This window comes from Streptosporangium sp. NBC_01810 (assembly GCF_035917355.1).
Classification (GTDB): domain Bacteria; phylum Actinomycetota; class Actinomycetes; order Streptosporangiales; family Streptosporangiaceae; genus Streptosporangium.
The window spans coordinates 1,670,942-1,692,036 of sequence record NZ_CP109070.1; the positions used below are offsets into that span (position 1 = coordinate 1,670,942).

13 protein-coding genes are annotated in these 21,095 nt (G+C 70.6%); 3 read left to right on the forward strand and 10 right to left on the reverse strand.

Annotated elements, in window-relative coordinates; genetic code table 11:
• Positions 1 to 66: 66 nt before the first annotated feature.
• Positions 67 to 3,384, reverse strand: a complete 3,318-nt coding sequence (locus tag OIE13_RS07775) for a hypothetical protein (protein ID WP_326829809.1) — start codon at positions 3,382 to 3,384, stop codon at positions 67 to 69.
• Positions 3,385 to 3,687: 303 nt separating this feature from the next.
• Positions 3,688 to 4,713, reverse strand: a complete 1,026-nt coding sequence (locus OIE13_RS07780) for a hypothetical protein (RefSeq protein ID WP_326641563.1) — start codon at positions 4,711 to 4,713, stop codon at positions 3,688 to 3,690.
• 297 nt (positions 4,714 to 5,010) lie between these two features.
• Between OIE13_RS07780 and OIE13_RS07785 the strand changes: the two genes are divergently transcribed.
• From OIE13_RS07785 to OIE13_RS07795, 3 genes are all read left to right on the forward strand, one after another.
• Positions 5,011 to 5,487: a hypothetical protein gene (locus OIE13_RS07785; protein WP_442811617.1), complete on the forward strand. Its 477-nt coding sequence runs from the start codon at positions 5,011 to 5,013 to the stop codon at positions 5,485 to 5,487.
• A 291-nt stretch (positions 5,488 to 5,778) separates the two neighbouring features.
• Positions 5,779 to 7,722, forward strand: a complete 1,944-nt coding sequence (locus tag OIE13_RS07790) for an FHA domain-containing protein (RefSeq protein WP_326641561.1) — start codon at positions 5,779 to 5,781, stop codon at positions 7,720 to 7,722.
• Positions 7,723 to 7,804: 82 nt separating this feature from the next.
• On the forward strand, positions 7,805 to 10,165 hold the full coding sequence (locus OIE13_RS07795) for a serine/threonine protein kinase (RefSeq protein ID WP_326829810.1): 2,361 nt from the start codon (positions 7,805 to 7,807) through the stop codon (positions 10,163 to 10,165).
• A 188-nt stretch (positions 10,166 to 10,353) separates the two neighbouring features.
• Here OIE13_RS07795 and OIE13_RS07800 read toward each other — a convergent pair whose 3' ends face one another.
• The 8 genes from OIE13_RS07800 to OIE13_RS07835 form a co-directional block, all read right to left on the reverse strand.
• Positions 10,354 to 12,417 (reverse strand): prolyl oligopeptidase family serine peptidase, encoded by a 2,064-nt coding sequence (locus OIE13_RS07800; RefSeq protein WP_326641556.1) that lies wholly within the window; start codon positions 12,415 to 12,417, stop codon positions 10,354 to 10,356.
• An 83-nt stretch (positions 12,418 to 12,500) separates the two neighbouring features.
• Positions 12,501 to 14,192, reverse strand: coding sequence for an ABC transporter ATP-binding protein (locus tag OIE13_RS07805; protein ID WP_326829811.1), 1,692 nt, complete (start codon positions 14,190 to 14,192; stop codon positions 12,501 to 12,503).
• 144 nt (positions 14,193 to 14,336) lie between these two features.
• Positions 14,337 to 16,142, reverse strand: coding sequence for an ABC transporter ATP-binding protein (locus OIE13_RS07810; RefSeq protein WP_326829812.1), 1,806 nt, complete (start codon positions 16,140 to 16,142; stop codon positions 14,337 to 14,339).
• 71 nt (positions 16,143 to 16,213) lie between these two features.
• The gene (locus OIE13_RS07815) at positions 16,214 to 16,345 is read right to left on the reverse strand and encodes a SapB/AmfS family lanthipeptide (protein ID WP_326641550.1); all 132 of its coding nucleotides are present in this window, start codon (positions 16,343 to 16,345) and stop codon (positions 16,214 to 16,216) included.
• A gap of 49 nt (positions 16,346 to 16,394) precedes the next feature.
• The gene (locus tag OIE13_RS07820; protein ID WP_326641548.1) at positions 16,395 to 16,523 is read right to left on the reverse strand and encodes a SapB/AmfS family lanthipeptide; all 129 of its coding nucleotides are present in this window, start codon (positions 16,521 to 16,523) and stop codon (positions 16,395 to 16,397) included.
• A gap of 4 nt (positions 16,524 to 16,527) precedes the next feature.
• Entirely contained in the window at positions 16,528 to 19,182 is a 2,655-nt protein-coding gene (lanKC, locus tag OIE13_RS07825) for a class III lanthionine synthetase LanKC (protein WP_326829813.1), read from the reverse strand.
• Positions 19,183 to 19,330: 148 nt separating this feature from the next.
• Positions 19,331 to 20,068: a sensor histidine kinase gene (locus OIE13_RS07830; protein ID WP_326641544.1), complete on the reverse strand. Its 738-nt coding sequence runs from the start codon at positions 20,066 to 20,068 to the stop codon at positions 19,331 to 19,333.
• 295 nt (positions 20,069 to 20,363) lie between these two features.
• On the reverse strand, positions 20,364 to 21,080 hold the full coding sequence (locus tag OIE13_RS07835) for a M50 family metallopeptidase (RefSeq protein WP_326641542.1): 717 nt from the start codon (positions 21,078 to 21,080) through the stop codon (positions 20,364 to 20,366).
• Positions 21,081 to 21,095: the final 15 nt, after the last annotated feature.

Genomic DNA, 21,095 nt, shown 5'->3' on the forward strand with positions numbered 1-21,095 from the left:
GGTTGTCGGGGCAGGCCGGCTCGCTCGGCGAGTACGAGCGCACCGGTCCTGGGGGCCATGCGTCGATTACCTGCCTGCTTGGTCGGCTCGGCCCGCGAGGAGAAGTTCGGCGCGGATGAGGTCGATCGTGGTCAGGTCTGGGGCGATCTTCGACAGGGCCCGCCACATGGGGCGGAATTCCCTTTCCAGGTGGCGGCAGCCGCTGTGGCCTCGGGCGGCGATCCTGGCGACCAGGGCGAACGCGATGGACGCGGCCGGTAGGGCCAGCCACCCGTCGCGACGCAGGGGATGGCAGCGGGCCTCGATGGATCGCTCCACCCCCCGGTAGTCGGTGAGCTTGATACTCATCGCCTCCCGGAGCACCCGGGCCGCCTGGTTGGCCACGTCACGGGCGTCGTAGCTGGTGCGCTTGTCGAACAGTTGCCGGGCGGCGGCGACGCGGGTGTCCTTGTCGAGCAGGGCGGAGGGCACGACATTGACCGCCCTCCACAGGTTCTCCAGCTGCTCGGGAGTCTGCTGGGCCATCCATTCGGCATCGGGGCCGAACCTGCCGACCTCGGCGTCGGGATCCGCCTCTCCGAGAAGCAGCCGCCCGGCCGTCTCGCCGCACTGGGCCTCGATGTTCGCGAGCAGATCGGACTCCTCGGTTGCCTGGCCGGGCAGGGCCGAGCCGGTGAGCAGCGCCGCGACCGCCGGATACTTTCGCCACAGGCGGCCGTGGGACTCCCGGTATTCGGGGGCGGGCGCGGCGGCGAGACCCGTGGTGATCAGGGCGACGATGGTCCGATCGGGCGGCAACGCCGCCTCGGGAAGCACCTGGACCGCATCCGAATGATGTCGCAGGACGGTCGCGATCTCGTCGATGCGCCGGTTCGCGGACCGGTGGTCGATGCGATTGGCCAGGTCGACGATCGCCCAGAGCCGCTCCAGCCGGGAGACCTCAGTGGGAAGCTCGTTCATCCCGGCGAGATAGCCGGAGATGGCGGCCTCCTCCTCGTCGGCCCCGCCGAACCGGCCGGGGGCGTCGCAGACGAAGATCTCGCGGGGATGCGGCCAGCGTGGCCACTCCTCCCAGAGCCACGGATCCTGAATGGCGAGCCGTACGTGCAACTGCCCGGCATCGACCAGATGCGCGGGGAGGGGGATCGAGCAGTCCTGCTCCACCGGGATGATCTCCGGTTCCCGCCAGGGAGCGGTCGTCAGGTAGATCCCCGCTGACAGCCCTTCGATCCAGATGCCGTCCTCCAGCACCAGGCGATTTTCGCGGTAGGTAACTGCCGAGGCGAGCTTGGCCGGCCGGACACTGGCGACGGGCACCGCCCGGCCAAGGAACGGCAGGATGAGATCGGCGCTGCGGTGCGCCTTCAGCGTGGTGGTGGCGCGCTTGAGGTTGTAGAGCCCCCGGCCGGAGGAGGGAACCTCCTGCACCGACTTCCCGCCGGCCAGGATCTCGACCGAAGGGAGCGCGTCGACCCCAGGGACCTCCACGCGGAGGGATTCGAGCCTCTCCACCTCCTCGGTCACCAGGCGGAGGGGGCTCGCGTGCCAGCGGGGGCTCTGCCCGGCCTCCTCGACCAGCACCCTCATGTGTGGGGGCGCGACGATGAACGGCTCCGCGTGCTGGTCGGTGCTACAGGTGATGACGTGTTCGCGCTCGCGAGGAGTGTAGGTGAGCACGGCCGGCTCCACCCGCATGCCGGAACCGGCGGCCAGCGACGCCTGCCCGGCGACCAGTCCCTCATGGTTGAACAGGCGGATCTGGGGAGTGCACCGGGAGGTGAGGCTCTCGGCGATGACGATGGAGCGGCGGGTGTTACGCCCGATGGGGCCTCGAACCGTGATCTCGAAGGCGCCGAGCACCGGCCGGGGCAGCGTCTCCCAGAGCCGTTCCGAGATCTCGGTGGGTTCGCTGACGGTGAAGGACCCGGTGAAGACGGTACGGCCACCGGCGGACGGGCGGATGTCGACCAGCCAGGTGGTCTCCCGCTCGGCGGGAAGCCAGATCGACGGGAGCTCGGCGAACACGGCGGAGCCGTACGGCGTGGTCACACCGGTGACGGGGGCACCGGTGAGGACGCGCGGCTTGCTGTGCCCGCGAACGGGGCGGCGAGCGGCGCCGCCGCCCAGGCCGATCCAGGTCGCACCCTCCAGCGAAACCAGGACCAGCCGCCAGCCGTCCCAGCCGATGGGCAGCGGGCTCTCGGTGACCACGCGCGGTGCGACGTCACAGGCCGGCTCGCGGTCGGCAGGGTGGAGCAGCCAGACGGTGTCCGGCGGGAGGGCCAGATGGCCGGGCAGGTGTCTGCCGTCCTCGGTGAAGACCAGCAGCGGATCGGCCGGATCCACGATCTCCAGCTCCACCTCGTGGGCGGAGCCGTACAGCGAGACCTGGGCCCGTCGGGCGGGTTGGGCGATCGCGAACGTCGTGCTGGGCGCGGCCTCGGCCGTCCCCACCCAGAGAGACCGGCTGCGGACGATGTTCTGCAGCCCATCGACGGTCACGGTCCACCGCGCCGTTCCGTCCGGGGCGTCTCCAACGGGAGGAAGCACGACCTGGACGCCCTGGCCGAACGGGTCGAGGCTCAATCGAGGTCGCTCGGTACGGCCTCGCCTGGCCTCGGCCGCGTCATACCGGGTGAGGTCGAGCCTGCCCCGGGTGGCGAGGTTCTGCGCCTCCTCGACGAACCGGGTGGGCAGGCCGAGCCCGTCCAGGTCGGGGTCGGGGGAGTGGAGCCGGTCAGTCAGGTCGAAGCAGCGGTCCAGGACGTCCATGGCGTAGTCGGTGCCGTGCCGGATGAATCGCCGTGCGGGCTCGTCAAGACTGTTGAGCCGTCCCTCGCGGCCGACCGCCCAGGTGAGGAACGCCTCGGCGTCCAGCCCGGGGTCCTGGGCGCGCCGCTGCAGGAGGAGCCGGAAGACGTCCTCCAGGCAGTAGGTCGGGATGCCCGCGTGCATCAGGATCGGGCCGACGTACGTCAACGACATGTCGGGGAAGGTCGGCAATCCGAAGGTCTCCAGGGCATGGGCGAAGCCGCGGCCCCATGCCGTCTGGTCCTGGGCGGTGCCGTGCTGGTAGCCGGTGGCCTTCCACCAGTACGGCCAGAAGGTGCCCTGGCGGTAGTCGGTGGCGGCCACCCCGGAGAGCGCGACCGCCACGCATCCGGGCCAGCGGTCGAACAGCGTCTGGAACTTTCCCTTGAAGACCTTGAGGCGGTACAGCTCGCCCAGCGCCGCCGCGGCCATGGCGAGCGTCTCGCCGCTCGCCTCGACCTCGGTGACGAGCGAGACAGCGCGAAGCCGGGGCCGCCACTCGGTTTCGAGAATGTCGAGGAGCTCGGATGGCTGCGTTCGGATGGATGAACCGAGGCTACCGATCTGTGACATGTCGTTACACCGTGTCCGTCAGGGGGCCGTGGAAGGCGCCGTGCTGCACAGGCTAAAGAGTTGGTCGCCGCATCACATCGAGCGTTACATAGATGAAGCTTCAATCTCAGCGCTGGAAAGTCACCCCGGATTTCCATCCGACAGGCGCTAGGCACAAGTAAAGCAGTTGTTTATGCGATTCACAACCAATATTTGTCGGTATGTATGGTTGGAGGCTATCCGCGGAACCGGCTCCGGTGCGTGTCTTCCCTGGTCTGCGAGGAGCGGCTCGAGAGCCGCGCACAGAGCTCACCGGACGAGGACTCAGCCGGTTTTCAGTGCGTCGTGCAGGGTGCGGGTTTCCTCGCGGGCGGGCCAGTGGTTTCGAAGCTCGTTGTCCAGGGTGTGCAGCTCACGCATGATCCGTGCCGAGTCGGTCTGGCGGGCGATGGTGAGTGCGGTGAGTCCCAACTGGGTGGCCCGGCTCGGATCGGGCCGGCCGGCCTGTGAGACGGCGAGGGCGAGTTTCGCGGTGAGGTGCCCGCGGTCCCGGGTGAGGTTCTCGCCCGTCGCGGTGATCCTGTTCTCCAGGATGGTGACGGCGGTGTCCGCGCGTCCGGCGGCGCGGTGGCAGACCGCACTCTGCTCCTGAAGCGTGTCCAGGTCGTAGTGGTGCAGGTAGACCGGCGCGTTCGGATCGCTGACGGATGGATGGTCGTTCAGGAGATCGGTGGCCTCGTCCAGGAGGGCGAAGCAGCGGTCGTACTCGCCGAGCATGGCGTGTCCGCGAGCCTGCTGCTGGCCGGCCGGCGCGCGGAGTTTCGGGTCGAGCGGGCCGGGGGAGTTGCGGGCGGCCGTGGCCAGCTGGACGACGGCTGCCGGATCGTCGGTGAGGCAGGCGATGTTGGATTCGCGAACGAGCAGGTAGGCGGCCATCTGGAGGTCACCGGCGCACTGTGCCCATTCGGCCGCGCGACGCGACCAGTGTCGCGCCGCGTCAAGATTGCCGATGTCCTGGTGCAGCCAACCGGCCATCTCCCCGTACTGGGCGAGGACCTGGAAGAGCGGCTCCACGCTCGTTGACCGGGCGCCGCGGCGAAGCTCGTTCAGCACCTCGATGTGTGCCATCACAGGCCGGAGCAACAGCCGGGGGCCGAGCATCTTGTCGGCGGCGTAGTGCTCTGCCAGCAGGCGGCGGAAGTAGTCGATGACGTCGGCGTCGACCCGGGTGGGTTGCTCGATCGCGCGGGCGATCCGTTCGGTCTGGGCGATGTCGACGGTCCCGGGAAGGACCGAGGAGAGCGCACCGGTGGTGAGCAACCGGGCGAACTCGCGTCGCGACATGGTCACGTGGACGCTCCCTCCGTCAGGCGTTCGCAACTCCAGCATGACCGGTCCGTCATCGGAGGCGCCATTGGGTAGAGCGGGTGATCTCGATGCGGTGTCACAGCCGATCGCTTCGCGTAACGCGATGAGCATTCCCTCGGCATTGAGCAGGCGATCGAGCTGCCGGACCTGCTCCAGTGGGATGAGGATCTCGCCGTTCTCCGCCCGGGAAAGGCGCGTGTAGTCGTACAGCGCCAGCTTGCCGAGTTCGCGCAGCTCGCCTCCGCGGCACCGGGGTTCACCCCCGAGGATCGGGCGCTGTTGCTGCGGGAGTCCGGCGGTGGCTGGTCGCCCGCCGATGTGCCGCTGCTGGACGAGGCGGCCGAGCTGCTCGGCGAGGACACCCGGGCGGAGCGGATCCGGGAGGAGTACGAACGGCGTAGGCGTGTCTGCTACGCCCAGGGTGTGCTGGACGTCGCGATGGGGTCGCGGGCCACCGACCTGGAGGACGACCAGGAGGCCGAGATACTCACGGTCAACGACCTGGTCGACGCGGACACGCTCGCCGAGCGGCACCAGGAGGCGGACCACCGCACCTCGGCCGAGCGCGCGGCGGCCGACCGGACCTGGACATTCGGGCACGTGATCGTTGACGAGGCGCAGGAGTTGTCGGAGATGGCCTGGCGGCTGCTGATGCGGAGGCTTGGCCGGACCGGCGTTGGCCTCGGCACGGTTTGGCCCCTCCTCCTTGGTCGTTCCACCTCCGGTACCGAAGCCCACCTGAACCGCTTTCCATGAGTACACGGCCCCGCACCCGAAAGCTGTCCATGCAATAATCCTCGGACGGATTGTGGATTATTACCTGGAGCCCTACCCGCCAATGGTGGAATATTCGCCTGACCGCCTGCGGGGGACCTGCGGCCATCCGGGTGGGGCGACGCCTATGCGTGGGTTTTTGTGGAATCGGGTATGAGCGTCGCGATCACGCTGACATACTGTTGTCTGAGCTGTCCGGGATCAGCGTTGTTGGCCGGTCATGGGCCCGACGGAGGGCACGGGCAAGGCTTTACCTGTGAAAGGGAGTGACCCATGCCACCTTCGATTGTCGGACGTGAGGGCCCGCTTGCCGGGGAACGTTTTCCGGTGGGTGACACACCCGTTACATTCGGTCGAATGGACGGTAACAGTGTGGTGATCGACAGTGGCAGGGCCTCGCGCTTTCATGCGGAGGTGATTCCCGAGGCCGGCGGCTATGTGTTATACGACCGGGGTAGCCGCAACGGCACGCTGGTCAATGGGAAGCGCGTGATTTCACACGTGCTCCAGCCAGGCGATCTCATCACAATCGGCGATGAGACGTTCTGCTTCGAGGTGACCGGCGCGCTGGAGACGATCCTCGATCCGGCCGCGGTCCAGGACTTGATCGCATCCGCCGCTCCCGCTGATCCGAGGGTGCTCAACGTCACCGTTTCCGGCGGCGGTCCCGTCGGCCTGGGTTTCGCCTTGTTGCTCGAACACCTCATGGGCGAGCGGGTGTCCATCACCGTATATGACGGTCGCTGGACCCAGAATGGAACGCAGGTCGTCTGGAAGGACGAAGGGCAGGGAAACATCCGGCGGCAGCAAGTGGTGACGGTCCAGAGTCGCCAATTTCTGAACCTCCCAGAAGAGGTGCAGGACCGGTTGTTCGGCGCCGGATCGTATACCGAGATGTGGCCCTCGGGCCCCGATTCCATTCGCGGCTACAGCCCGCGGAACATTCGGATCGCCTATATCGAGGATAAACTACTGGAATTGGCGAACGAGAAATCCGGCCGCATCCGGCTCGTTCCTGCACGCTTCGACCCGGCCGAATACCACGATGCCGCGGCCAAGGACCATGTGCTCGCCGTTTGCGAGGGAGGGCGCTCGCGCACCCGGGAGCATTTCACCGACAAATTCGGCAACGCCGACAAGTCCATCTACTCGCTGGACGGCCGGCATATCCAGGACGTCGTGCTGGGCCTGCGGGTGAAGTCGGATCTGTCGGACCCCATGACGGTCCTGCTCACTGTCACCCAGAACCGCTTCCTCCTGAACTCCCTGCGCGGCGAAGGCTTCCTGAACATGCGCCTCACCGATGCCGAGGCCAAAGAGGTCGTCGGGATCGACCCCGTCCGGCAGGTGTTCGAGGAGTGCATCGCCTCGCGCCCATGCGTGATGGGACGGGACGAGCACGGCGACTTCCACTGCTCGACCCACAGCACGCTGTTCCTGCCCGCTCTGATCAGAGGCTCCGCACTATGGAAGCGGGTGCAGGAAGGGCTGACGTTCTTCGGCGTCGCCGAGGGGAACCTCAGCGCCGTCACCGCGTTCCGGCTGGACATGGTGCAGCGACCGCGGTTCACCGCGCAACTGTTCCCCGCGACGTCGGTCGCCCCGGGCACGTACGGATTCCTCCTCGGCGACGCCGCCAATGCGATCCACTTCTGGCCGGGGCGCGGGCTCAACAGCGGTTTGGCATCGGCCATCTCGCTGGCGCGGTCTCTCAGCAACGCCTGGCGCGGTAAGCCCTTGCGCGATGCCGACTTCGTCCGCCATGAAGCAGCGATGTCGATGCTGCAGTACCGGCACAAGAGCCGTGCGTGGAACGCGATGGTGGCCGCCGACGAGCGCGGCGTCAGCCATGCGATCAAAGACAAGATCGCCCAGAGCATCGAGGAGGCGTCGGGCGAAGACCTGGACAAGGACGCGACCATTGACGCGCTCATGGAGCAACTGCGATCGGTGCGGAGCCGCCTGGCGCCACGCATTCCCGGAATGCCCGACGACGCGACCCTCAAGGATCATCTGCGAAAGCTGAAAGGCGAGACGGTGCGAACCCTGCTGCGAAGCGGGGCATGGGACACGTTGATCGTCGGCGGCGAAGAGGTGGACATTGACATCTTCTACCAGCAGGATTCGCCGGTCCCGTCCGCGCCGGAAGAACTTCGGGCCGGAGACCGCACCAGGATGATTCCCAGGAAATCGAACAACTCGATGCTCTCAGGATGACATCGGCGAGCACAGGCTCGTATATTCGCGAGTCTCTCCGAACCAGACGTGGAGCTTTCCCCTGATGCCATCATTCACGGCTTTGAGAACCGGAGACCCGTCCCGGCTGGGAGACTACGATCTCCTCGGGCGGCTCGGCGAAGGCGGGCAGGGCGTCGTCTATCTCGCCACCGACGAGTCGGGACGACAGGTGGCGCTCAAATGGCTGCGTCCGCAGTACGCCGAGGACGCGGTCATGGTCGAGCGGTTCGTCCGCGAGGCCGCCGTCGCCAAGCGGGTCGCGCCCTTCTGCACCGCGCAGGTCCTCGGTAGCGGGGTAGAGGACGACCGGCCGTACATCGTCAGCGAGTTCATCGAGGGCGCGTCGCTGCAGAGCGTGGTGGCCCAGTCGGGACCTCGTACGGGCGCCGGCCTGCACCGCCTGGCCATCGGCATGGCGACCGCGCTCGCGGCCATCCACCAGGCCGGAATCGCGCACCGGGACTTCAAGCCCGCCAACGTGATCATCGCCCCCGACGGCCCGCGCGTCATCGACTTCGGCATCTCCAGGGCCCTGGACGCCACCTCGACGCTCAGTTCCTCGCCCATCGGCACGCCCGCCTACATGGCGCCGGAGCAGCTTCTCGGTCAGATGGTGGGCTCGGCGGCCGACATGTTCTCCTGGGGCGCCACGACGCTCTTCGCCGCCACCGGCCAGGCCCCGTTCGGCAGTGACACCCTGCCCGCGGTGATCCACCGGGTGCTCAGCAAGGAGCCGGACCTCTCCTCCTTGGACGGACCGCTGCGCGACCTCGTCGTCGCCTGCCTGAACAAGGACCCGGAGCAACGCCCGTCGGCCGAGCAGGTGATCCTACGCCTGATCCAGAGTCCGGTCACGGCCAGCGATCCCGTCCTCCTCAGGGAGGCGGCCGCCGTAGCGGCCCCCGGCCAACCCTCGTCGCCGCCGCCACCCGCGGGCGCCAAGCCCGCCGAGACCATCGCGGGCCCGCCGGCCTCTGGCGAGACCATCGCGGACCGGCCGTCTTTCCTCGAGACCATCGCGGATCCGCCGGCCTCTGGCGAGACCATCGCGGACCGGCCGTCTTTCCTCGAGACCATCGCGGACCCGTCGACCCTTCCCCAGTCAGCGGAGCGGTCGACCGCCTTCGGTGTCGCGGGCCCGCCCACCGCGTCCGCCCCTCCTGCTCCGGCGCCACCCGACCAGCACGCCGCGCCACCGCCCCTCCACTACCCGCACCCCAACATCCAGCCCACCCAGCCCACCCATCAGGTCCGATTCTCCCAGGCCGCCCAACTTCCCTCGCCTGGACCTGGGCACCCACATCCCGCTCCACCGTCCTCTCCTCCGCCGCCTGGCGAAGGAGGATCGGGGCCACGTGGCCGTACGCTCGCCTTCGCCCTGGGCGGCGTGCTGGCGGTAGTACTGGTGGGCGTCCTCGCTGTGGTGGCGCTGCGCGGCCAGGACGCGAACGGCGAGCAGAACAGCCCCGTAGCCGTGCGAACGGCCGACGCCTCGTCGGCGCCGGTGCCCACGGAGGGCCTGACCGCCATCCCGCTTCCCGGGGGCGGGGAGACCAAGCTCTACGAGGACCCGGCCGACCGTCTCACGCTCACCTCCTACGAGGTCCAGGATGCGGGAACGCAGGGGCAGGTGGACTACGCCCGCGACTCTCTCACCGGAGATTTCACGAAATATCTGGATCAATCGGAGACAGTGGTGTCGCCGAACGGCCGCTACCTTGCCGTCCACGGCAACTCCGCCGCCGAAGACGGCTACGACACCGTGACGATCGTCGACAGGGAGGCCGGCAAGCAGAGCACGGTCAAGACCGTGCAGCAGCCGAGGACCACCGCCATCGGACGATGGTCCAAGGACAGCGCCCGCCTCCTGCTCGTCATCCAGCGAGGAGCCGGCGCGAGCCGTACGACCGAGGGCTTCGTCATCCTCACGGCCAAGGACCTGGCCGCCGACGTGGTCGGCAACGACGACTCCGCCGTGGACCAGTCGCCCTATGGCTGGGCGGGCAACACGGGCGGCACGGTCGCCGTCGCCGACGACGGCTACCAGCGGTCCCTGCGCTTCTACGACACCAGCGGCAAGCAGGTGCGCAGCATCGACGGGGTCGGGAAGGTGCCGGACACGATGGACTTCTTCTCACCCTCCGGAGCGTTCTTCGTCACCGACTGCCCCGGCGACACGCCGAACATGCAGTGCATCTGGAACACGGAGAGCGGTCAGCAGGCCGACACCATCACTTCCGCCTGCGACAAGGTGCTCGGTTGGTACGACGAGAGCCACCTGTACTGCTGGGAGTCGGCGGGTACCGGCAGAAGGGTCAGCGTGATCGACCTCCAAGGCCACCCGGTACGGACCCTGCTGGAGACGCCCCCCGGCGTCACGATCGAGGTGACCTTCACCCGCAGACCATCCACAACCAGCTGATCCACTGAGCCTGCTCCAATACACGTTCCACGTGGCCGCCGGCGCCCTGCGGCTCTCACCGGACGAAATGACCCGTCTCGGCTCCCTCCACCAGGGTGGAGAGTGAGCAGCAGGACCGGAGGGCGCCGGAGATCTTAAAGCCGGGCGGAGGTTTCAGGCGCCGGAGATTCTAAAGCCGGGCGGAGGTTTCAGGCGCCGGCCTCCAGGCCGGTGTGGGCGGCGAGGAAGGTGAGCATGTCGGTGGCCAGGGCGACCGCGCGGCCGGTTGCGCGGGAACCGTGGCCGACACCCCCCTCGTGGCGGAGCAGGATCGGCCGCGAGCCCGAGGTCGCCCACTGCAGGGCCGCGCACATCTTGCGCGCGTGCAGGGGATCGACCCGGGAGTCGCCGCCGAAGGTGGTCAGCAGCGTCGCCGGGTAGTCGACGCCCTCGGTGACGCGGTGGTAGGGGGAGTAGCCCAGTAGCCGGCCCAGCTGCTCGGGGTCGTCGGCCGAGCCGTACTCCGAACGCCAGGCCGGGCCGAGCCCCGAGCGTTCGTAGCGGACCATGTCGAGCAGCGGTGCCGAGCAGACCGCGGCGGCGAACAGGTCGGGGCGCTGGGTCAGCGCGGCGCCGACCAGTAGCCCGCCGTTGGACTCGCCGCAGGCGCCCAGTTGCGCGGGAGTGGTCCAGCCGCCGGAGACGAGCGCCTCGGCCGCCGCCGCGAAGTCGTCGAAGACGTTCTGCTTGCGTTCCAGCATGCCGTCGCGGTGCCAGGCGGCGCCCTCCTCGCCGCCGCCGCGTAGCTGGGCGAGGGCGAACACCCCGCCGGCCTCGACCCAGGGCAGGATGTAGCTGGAGTACGACGGGGTGAGCGAGAGCCCGAAGCCGCCGTAGCCGTACAGGATCGTGGGCCGGGGGCCCGCGCCCGGCCGCGCCAGCACGACCATCCGCACCGGGGTGCCGTCCGCCGAGGCGAAGACCACCTGCCGGGCCTCCAGCTCCGGCACCTGCACCGCGCCGGGCGCGGCACTGTACAGCGAGATCTGCCCGGTACGGGTGTCGTAGCGGTGCACGCCCGGTGGAGTGACGCTGTCGGTGTAGCCGAACCAGACCTCGTGGCCGCCCTCGGGACGGGTGGTCATCGCGCCGGCCGAGCCGAGGCCGGGCAGCGGCACCAGGCCGCGCCGCTCCCCGGTCGCCAGGTCGTGGACGCTGATCTCGCCGACCGCGTGCCGGGTCCAGCCGACGAGCAGCGTCTGCCCGGCGATCGCGAACTCGCCGATCACCGCCTCCGGGTCCTCGCCGACCAGCTCGATCCAGTGCTCGGCGCCAGGGCGCGCGGGGTCGGCCACGCAGAGCCGTCCCCGTGGCGCGTCCAGGGTGGTGAGCAGGTACAGGCGCCCGTCGCGGCCGACCGCGCCCGCCGTCACCGTGTCCGCCGTCACCGCGCCCGTCACCGTGTCCGCCGTCACCGCGCCCGTCACCGTGCCCGCCGTCACTGTGCCCGCCGCCCGCTGGACGACCCGCAGGTCAGGGCGCTCGGGGGAGGAGGCGGACAGGTCAGCCAGCCAGAGGTCGTTGCCGTCGTCCGCCGCCGCCGAGACGGTCAGCCAGCGCCCGTTGTAGCTGATCCCCAGCCCGTAGGAGCGATCCTCGCCCATGATCACGGCATCATCCTCGGCCGGGGTGCCGAGCCGGTGCAGGCGGACCTGGCGGGCGCGGACGTAGAAGAACGCCTTCCCGTCGGGCAGCCATGCCACCGGGGAGTACCGGCAGCGGTCGATCGGGCCGTCGACCACCCGCCGGGTGGCGACGTCCATCACCCGCAGTTCCGAGCGCTCGTCGCCGTGCGTGGAGAGCTGGTAGGCCACCAGCCGGCCGTCCGAGTCGGGCTGCCAGTGGTCGAGCGTGGTCAGTCCGCTCGGGTCCAGCTCCACCGGGTCGATCAGCGCCTCCTCGACCCCGTCGGGGCCGGTGCGGTAGAGGACCGCGTGCTCCTGGTCGGCCGTACGGCGCAGTTGGAACCGGCTCCGGCCGCGCCACATCGGCACGCCGGCCATCCCGGCGCCGGTCAGCGCGGCCACCCGCGCGTGCCACCGGTCGCGCCCCGGCAGCGCGGCGGCGTGGCCGCACCACAGCTCCTCCTGGGCGGCCGTCCAGTTCTGCGTCTCCGGGCTGCCGGCGTCTTCCAGCCAGCGGTACGGGTCGGGCACCGGGTGGCCGTGCAGGTGGTCGACGACCGGTTGCCGTTCGGCGGGAGGGTAGATCATCGAGTCTCCTTCGGCGTGGATACCTCGGGCTTTGGCCCCGGGAAGAAAGTCAAGGCACCAGCTCCTGGGCTCCGGGAAGAGAGTCAAGGCACCAGCTCCTGTCTGCTCGACGGGTTCCACTGTCCGGCCAGGTCGGCGTAGAGCGGGGAGGCGGCGAGCATCTCCTCGTGCGTGCCCAGCAGGACGCCGGTGCCGTCCATGACGAGGATCCGCCGGGCCCGCAGGGCGGAGGTCAGCCGGTGGGCGATGACGAGGAGTGTGCCGCCCCGGCGGGCGAACGCCTCCTCCGCGCGGGCCTCGGCCGCCGGATCCAGATGACAGGTCGCCTCGTCGAGGATCACCAGCCGGGCCGGGGCCAGGTAGGCGCGGGCCAGGGCGATCAGCTGCTGCTCGGCGGGTGAGAGCAGGCCGGAGTCGATCTCGGTGGAGTAGCCGCCCAGCCGCGCCACCAGGTTCGTCAGGCCGACCTCGGCCACGGCGGCGTCCACCGCCTCCTTCGGGGCGTCGGCCAGGTAGGTCAGGTTCTCCAGCACCGAGCCGCGGAAGACGTACGCCTGCTGGGGGATGAGCACCCGGTCGGCGGGGTCGAGGCGGTCGGCGGGCACGCCGCCCACCATGACCTGGCCGGAGCCCGGCGGCAGCAAGCCGGTCAGCAGTGCGGCGAGGGTGGACTTGCCGATGCCGCTCGGCCCGACCACGGCGATGTGGTCCCCCTCGGGGATGGACAGGTCGAGGCGGTCGATCACTGGTTCGGCGTGCGGGCCGTAGGCGAACGTCACGCCGTGCAGCTCGGCACCTCCGCTCTCGGCCGCGAGCCGCCCGCGCGCCCGTACGGGCGGGTCGCCGTCGCGCAGCAGCCGGTCGAGTGCCACCCGGAGCCGGACGCCGTTGATCCCCAGTCCCTCCACGAGGTTGCCGAGCGCGGGTGCCAGCGACTGCGTGACATAGGCCAGCGCGCCCAGGATCACCCCGGCGCCCGCGCCCTCGCGGAGCAGCCAGGGGGTTCCGGCCAGCACCAGCAGTACCGGCAGCCAGCCGCCCACCGCCAGCGACGCGGTGCGCAGCGCGGTCACCCGCGCCAGTGACCTGGCCGCGCGGGCCTGCTCGGTCACCCGGAGGCCGACGTCGCCCGCGACCCGCTCCTCGGCTCGGCAGGCGGTGATGTCGCGCAGCCCGCCCACCATGTCGGCCAGCGCCTCGGCGGTGCGTTCGTCGGCCAGGATGAAGTCCCGCTGCCGCCGGGCCAGGGCGCGCAGCGACAGCAGGAAGAGGACGAGGCCGGCGAGGAAGGGCGGCAGTACCAGCGCGAGCACCCCGGGGACGAGGGTCGCCAGCCCGAGTACGACGCTCACCACGGTGAACGCGAACGACCTGACCACGGTGATGACCGAGGCGAAGGCGTCGCGGGCCAGCTCGACCTGGAGGTTGGCGCGGGCCACCGCCCCCGCCCCCGGCCCTCGCCCGGAGGTGACCGAGTGGCGCAACGCGTCGTCGACGACATGTGCGAGCAGCTCCTCACGGAACGGCTCCACGATCGCGGCGACGGCCAGCACCACCTGACGGGCGCCGACGGCGGCCAGCAGCCAGGCGCCGCCGAGCAGGGCCAGCCAGGCGAACCCGGTCGCGGGGCGCCCCGCGCCGAAGCCGTCGTCGATCGCGCGCGCGATGGCCAGGCCGATGACCAGCGAGGGCGCGGTCTCCGCGACGGACCAGCCCGCGAGCCTGACCAGCTGGTACGGGTCTCTTCTGAGCGCCCGCCCGATGGGCCGGTTCACGAGGCACCTGCCTGGAAGGCGGTACGTACCCTGTCCTCGCCCGGTCGGAGCCTTCCCCTGATGGGCCGGTTCATGAGGCACCTGCCTGGAAGGCGGTACGTACCCTGTCCTCGCCCGGTCGGAGCCTTCCCCTGATGGGCCGGTTCACGAGGCACCTGCCTGGAAGACGGCGCGGTAGGCAGGGTCGGCCCAGAGGGTGTGGTGGCTGCCGCAGGCGCGTACCCGGCCGTCGTCCAGCCAGATCACCCGGTCGGCGGCCGCGGCGGTCGCCACCCGGTGGGTCACGATCAGGCGGGTACGGTCGCGCAGCTCCCCGGACAGTGCTCGGGCGACCTGGCGCTCGGTGACGGTGTCCAGGCTTGAGGTGGCGTCGTCCAGGATGAGCAGGCGCTGTCCCTGCGCGAAGGCGCGGGCCAGACCGAGCCTTTGCCGCTCACCGCCGGACATGGGTGCCTCCTGCAGTGGCGTGTCGTATCCGAGCGGGAGCCGCCGGACGAAGGTGTCGGCGCGGGCCGCCCGCGCGGCGGCTCTCACGACCTCCCCGTTCCCATCCGGCTGCCCGGTCCGGCCGTCGCCGGAACGGGTGGCTTTCTCGGTGCCGGTACGACGACGGCTGTGGCGGCCAGGGCCAGGGCCAGGGCCGGTGTCGGCGCCGGGGACGCGGGCGGGGGCGGGGGCGGGGGCGGGGGCGCCCAGGGCGATGGCGGCGGCGACGGTGCCGCCGAGCAGGACCGGGCGCTCGAAGGCGTACCCGACGGCCCGGCGGAGCGCCTCGCGGGAGAGGTCGGGCAGTGGGACGCCGTCGAGGTGGACCGTACCGTGGCGCGGATCCACCAGCCGTCCGGCGACCGCGGCGAGCAGTGACTTACCGGCGCCCGAGCGGCCGACCACGGCCACCGCCTGCCCGCCGGGGATGACGAGGTCCACCTCGTGCAGGCCGCCCGCGTCGACATCGCGGAGCTCCAGCGTGCCGGGACCCGGCGGCAGCGGCCGTGTGCCGTAGGACCGGGGACTCTCGGCGACCAGCTCGTCCACCCTGGCGGCGGCGGCCCGTGCCCTGGCCAGGCGGCCGACGTAGCCCAGCGCCGAGCCGAGGCCGGCGCCGAGCACGACGTAACGGGCGGCGGCGTACAGCTCGCCGGCCGTGAGGTCGCCGCCGGCCAGCCGTAGCCCGCCCACCCCGAGTACGGCGACCTCCAGCAGCGGGACCACGGCGCCGGCCTGCACGCCGGCCCGCGCGTTGGCCCGCCACATGGCCATGGCATGCCTGCGCAGCAGGGGCAGCGCGGTCAGCACCCGCGCCCGCTCCCGGTCGGCGGTACCGGCCGCGGCGATCGTACGGGCCCCGGCGAGGGCGTCGACGAGGCGGGCGGCGATGTCGCTCTGCGCCGCCTGGTAGTCGCCCGCGATCGCGGTGCTCACGGTGAGGAAGGCCCGCAGGACGAGCGCGATGAGAACGAGCCCGACGACCAGCGTCGCGGTCAGCAGGGGGTCGATGAGGGTGAGGGCCACGATGCCGCCCGCGGTGGGGATGACCAGCGCCGCCCCGGTGACGAGCGACTCGGGGACGTGCCCGATCTCCTCGGTGTTCAGGCCCATCCGGGTGACCAGGTCTCCCTCGGGGAAGCGTCGGGTGACCGCCGGCCCGATGCCGAGAACGTTGCGCACCACCCGTTCCCTGAGCCAGGCCGAGGAGCGCGCGCCGCTCGATCCCGAGGCCCAGACGCCGAGGGTGTCGCAGGCCACGGTCAGGATCACCACGCACGCGCAGGCGCCGAGCCAGGTCGCCGTGCCGGTGCCACCGGCCACGAGCTCGTCGACGGTCCTGCCCAGCACCAGCGGGAGCGCGAGCTGCGCGAACGCGCCCAGCACGGAGGTGACCGCGAGGACGGCCAGCCAGGGTCCGCCACGCCGTACGGTCTCGGCCACCAGCCGGTCCGCTGCCCGCACGGTCCCTCCTTTCGGGAACGGGTGTGCCCGGGGCGGCCGCCGTCGCTGGCCGTCCCGGGCACGGGTTCTCACTAGTGGCAGAGCAGCAGGCTCAGGTTGCTGGGTCGGCCGGACTGGCAGCCGAGGACGGTGAGGGTGCTGCCACCGCCGCCGCCGTGGCCGCCGCCGGGGGTCTCCAGGGACTGCAGGTCGAGAAGGACCATGGGAATCGCTCCGTTTCCAGGTTTTCTGGGTCTTTGTGGAACAGGGGGACTAGTGGCAGAGCAGCAGGCTCAGGTTGCTGGGCCGGCCGGACTGGCAGCCGAGGACGGTGAGGGTGCTGCCACCGCCGCCGTGGCCGCCACCGGGGGTTTCCAGGGACTGCAGGTCGAGAAGAACCATGTCGTTACACCTCCTTCGGTGAGTCGCAGGAGCCAAACCGTCCGGCGGATCCGTGCGCGGACGCCCAGGCAGGGGCGTTCGTGCCGCCGGGCGGCTCGATGAAGGGGAGGAACACCGGCCGGTCGTGCAGCACGGCGCTCATCGCGAACAGGACTCCGGCCGTGCCGGTCGCGAAGTCCATGGAGAGCCTGAGCAGCTGGTCGCCGGGGAAGGCCAGCCCGCCGCCGTGGGGCAGCGCGTGCCAGCCAAGCCCGCGCAGCTGCTCGGCCAGGTCTGTGTGGTCTGTGTGGTCTGTGTGGTCTGTGCGGGAGGTCTCGGGTCCCAGGCCCCACCCGAGGGCGGCGAGCATGCCGCTCCTGCCGGTGAACAGGCCGGACTGCACGAAGTACCGTCCTCGGGTGACGAGCCGGCAGCCGTCGAGCGCGGTACGGAGGTCCGCGTCGTCGCGGTGGGCCAGGTGGCGGGCGAGCACCATGCCGATGCCCACGGACCCCTCGTCCAGGTAGGGCAGCGTGCGCCAGCCCTGGTTGACCTGAAGGGTTCCGTCCTCGCCGGTGACGCAGCGCCGCAGGTCCTGCCGGAGCGCCGTGGCCGCCCGGTCGAGCAGCGCCGTGTCGCCGGTGCGCTCGTAGGCGTGCAGGAAGAGAAGGGCAGGCCCGGAGGAGCCGTACATCAGCCCGGCGCGGGGATGGCTGCCGCCGCTGATCTCCGGTACGTCGTCGGGCCCGCCCAGCCTGTCGGAGCAGATGTCGACGATCCGCAGGGCAAGGTCGGTGAAGGTCCGCTCGCCGGTGGTGGTGCCCAGATGGAGAAGGTTCAGGCCCATACCCGCCAGGCCGCCGAACAGTCCCGGCTCCAGTGCCTCCCACTTCTCGCGCAGGCACAACTCGACGGTGTCGATCGCGTCCTGGCGGTGCCCGAGCAGGTCGAGGACGTAGGCGACGCCGTGCAGCCCGTCGTAGAAACCGATGCCGGTCCCCGAGGCGGGGGCCAGCGCCCTGCGGCGCAGCCAGTCCTCGTGGGCGGGGAGGCGCTCGGCCCCGGCCATCGCCAGCGCGTAGAGCACGCCCGCCGCGCCGTGCGCGAGGTTGACGCCTCCGCCGGGCTGGAACTGGGCGACGTCACCGGGGAAGAGCCGGTCGTCGCGGTCGGGGGTGGCGCTCGCCAGGATGGCCCGGGTCATCGCCTCCCTGAGCTCGGGCCAGCCGTCGTGGCCGGGTCTCGGCAGGGGGGTGACCGTCGCCGGGGCGGGGCCCGCGATGGTCAGGACCGCCTCGTCGATCACCTCGGGCGGCACGGGGAAGGTCTCGGTGATGAGCCTGGCCAGGTCGGCCACCTTGGCGCGGTCGAGTGGCAGCATGATCGTGAGCTGGGGGGCGAACAGGCCGAGGCAGAGGCAGGCGAGGGCGTAGTGGTCGACGTCCGTGCCCTGCCGGTCGGCCGGTGCGCCGAACGCCGGGTGGGCGAGTGCCGCGCGGCCGCGATCGGTGGTGAGGGTCGCCACCTCGTAGTCGATCAGCGCCAGGCGGCCGTCCGCGGTCACCAGGATGTTGTTCGGGTGCAGGTCGCCGAAGACCACCCCGCGCCCGTGCAGGGACTCGATCGCCCGCCGGACCTTGGGAAGCGTGCCGAGCACCCAGGCGGTGTACTCGGCGAGGGCCGTCTCGTCGCAGGTCGCCCTGGTCAGCGGGTATCTCTGGACGAGCTGCCGCTGGAGCGGGTTGCCGTCGACGAACTCCTCGACCAGGAAGTGGTGGCCACCCAGGGTGAAGTAGTCGATCAGCGCGGGCACCGCGTCCAGCCCGGACAGGCGCTCCAGCATGTCGCGCTCGTGTGCCAGCCGCGCCACGGCGTCCCGGCCGGCGGCGTCGAGTCCGGCGTGCGGACGGGCCTCCTTCAGCACGACCCGCTCCCCGGTGCGCAGGTCCTCGCCGAGGTAGACGCCGCCGCCGTTGGAGAACTGCATGACGCTCTCGACCCGGTACGGCAGGTTCTCGGTGGTGACCGCGTTGCGGGCGGCCAGGTGGGGTTCGAGGAAGGCGGGCAGCGTCACCCAGGGCGGCACGCCGAAGGAGGGCTCGCGCACGTCGGGGACGAGCCGCCCCTCGCCGTCCTCCACGGCCAGCACCAGCTCACCGTTGCCGGCCAGGCAGCGCCGCCCGGCGAACCCGCCGTACCGCACGAAGAGCGGGCCCTCGCCGTAGCGGAGGTCACTGAGGATGTACGGCCCCTCGACGCCCGCGAGCAGCTCGTCGAGCTCCTTCAGCGTGAGCTCCAGCTGTGCCTCGTCCACCGGGTAGATCGTCACGAGCTTGCCGCTGGCGCCGCGGGGGGCGGCCTTGGAGTTCAGCATGGTCATGACCGGCAGGCTGCGCAGGAACTTGAACGCGATGCCGCGGGGCACGCAGTAGTCCCAGACCGCCGCTATGGCGCGCTCGGCGTCCTCGGTACGGGCCGAGACGTGGATCTTCCAGCCCTGGGCGGGGATACGGCCCGCGAGCGGCGCGTAGTGCATCCACGTGTCGGTCGCCTGGTGCTGCCAGCCGTCCGGGACCTCCCGGGCCGCGAGCGCGAAATCGGGGTGGTCGCCCCGCCGGCCGTCAAGCGTGTCATAAAAAAGCGGGTCCGCCAGGCAATAAAGCTCATACTGGTCATCCACGGCATTCTCCCCTGCTGTCTTCCAGAAGAGAGAATTACGGATAACCCGAGAAACCACTAGTTACAAACTAAACCACTCGTATATGTGAAACACACGGTGTCGACCGTGAAGGCGGGCGCTACCTGTGCTTTTGTAGGGGACGTGAAGACTATTCGGAATAATTACCGGGAACCTCGGCTATCAGGGTGAACCACCCGTCAGAGCCGCCGGCCACCCGTACCGTGCCGCCCAGCTCGTCCAGGCGGTGACGCAGGTTGCCCACCCCGCTGCCCACCCCGCCGCCGATGTCGCCGCCGATGTCGCCGCCGGTGGAGGGCGCCTCCCGCCGGGGAGCCCCGTCGTTGACGACGGTCAGGCGCAGCAGGCCGCCGTGCTCGACCAGCTCGATCGCGCACCGCTTCACCTGGCTGTGCCGCAGCATGTTCGTCACGCCCTCGCGTACCACGGCACCCAGCGCCGTGCTCACGGGCTCGGGCAGCTCGTCGGCGTCCATCCGGACCGAGCAGTAGGCTCCGAACCCCTCCATCAGGGCCCTGGCCCGGGCCGCCTCGCCGGGGAACGACAGCCGGTGGCGGGCCGCCGACACGTTTCGTACCGCGTGCGCGGCCTGCCGTACCGCCTGGAGCACCTCTTCCAGATCCTCACGCAGGCGCGTGTCGCCGGCCGCCCGCCGGTGGGCCAGCTCTCCCCTGACAGAGGCCAGCCAGAGCCAGTGCCCCACGATGTCGTGCATGTCGCGGGCGAACCCCTCGTAGGCCCTGGAGAGGGCGCGCTCCCGCTCGGCGCGCAGGCGCCTGATCCGCAGGGTGAGGGCGAGCGTGACGCCCAGAGAGATCAGCAGGATGCCCACCCCGGCCGCTCCGACGAGGTAGGCGGGGTGCGGCATGGAGCGCCTCTCGCAGAGGAAACGATATTCCTGTCAATAAACTCAAAAAGATGTTGGCTGTCAATCAAGGAGGGGCCTCGCGGCGCGGTGCGAGCAGGCAGGAAATGTCGTGAAATCAGGTGTAAATATGTCGATATAGACAGAATAATGATTCAGTCGTACCTGGCGATCTTTGTCGCGCCGTCGCCGGTCAATGGGGTGGCGGTCAATGGGGTGGCGGTCAATGGGGCGCCGGTCAGGGGGCGCCGGTCAATGGGGTGGCGGGCGCGGGCTTTCCCGCCGCCTCAGCCGGCGTTCACCAGGTGAGCTTGAACGCCGTGGGCAGCAGCAGGTAGGCCCCGGCCACCAGGCAGGCTCCCGCCACCGCCAGGAAGAGGAACACCCAGAACCCGCCGGGCAGGAAGGTCAGCCGGGCGAGCTGGTCGGCGTCGGAGTCGGGCGCCCGGCCGTAACGCCGCTTGCGCTGCAGCTCCACGATCGGCCGCACGCCCCCCAGCAGCAGGAACCACACGGCCAGGTAGGCGAGGATCGCGTCCATGTCGGGCGCGGCATACCAGGTGAACGCGAAGATGGCCCCCCCGGTGGCCAGCAGGCTCACCACGCCGAACAGGTTGCGGATCAGCAGCAGCATGCAGAACAGCAGTCCGATCACTATCGCGATCAGCACCGCCACGTAGCCGGAGGCGGTCAGCCACGCCCCGCCCAGCCCCAGCAGGGACGGGGCGATGTATCCGGCGGCGGCGGTCAGGATCATGCCGGGCCCGCGGGGCCTGCCCCTGGTCAGGGTCACGCCAGAGGTGTCGGAGTGCAGGCGGATGCCCTCCAGCTTGCGCCGGGTGAGCAGCGCCACCAGCGCGTGCCCGCCCTCGTGGGCGATGGTGATCAGCCCCCGCGACAGCTGCCACGAGGTGGACCACGACACCACGCCCAGTGCGGCCAGCGCGGACAGCAGCACGACCCACAGGGGCGGCCCGGAACGGGCCGTGGTCAGGGTCACCCAGAGGTCGGACAACGCTCACTTCTCCTT

Excerpts from the sequence above, each read along its gene's own strand:
- OIE13_RS07830 (WP_326641544.1), bottom strand. The coding sequence starts at position 20,068 with ATGCCGCACCCCGCCTACCTCGTCGGAGCGGCCGGGGTGGGCATCCTG.
- OIE13_RS07800 (WP_326641556.1), bottom strand. The coding sequence starts at position 12,417 with ATGATCTACCCTCCCGCCGAACGGCAACCGGTCGTCGACCACCTGCAC.
- OIE13_RS07790 (WP_326641561.1), top strand. The coding sequence starts at position 5,779 with ATGCCACCTTCGATTGTCGGACGTGAGGGCCCGCTTGCCGGGGAACGT.
- OIE13_RS07820 (WP_326641548.1), bottom strand. The coding sequence starts at position 16,523 with ATGGTTCTTCTCGACCTGCAGTCCCTGGAAACCCCCGGTGGCGGCCAC.
- OIE13_RS07815 (WP_326641550.1), bottom strand. The coding sequence starts at position 16,345 with ATGGTCCTTCTCGACCTGCAGTCCCTGGAGACCCCCGGCGGCGGCCAC.
- OIE13_RS07775 (WP_326829809.1), bottom strand. The coding sequence starts at position 3,384 with ATGTCACAGATCGGTAGCCTCGGTTCATCCATCCGAACGCAGCCATCC.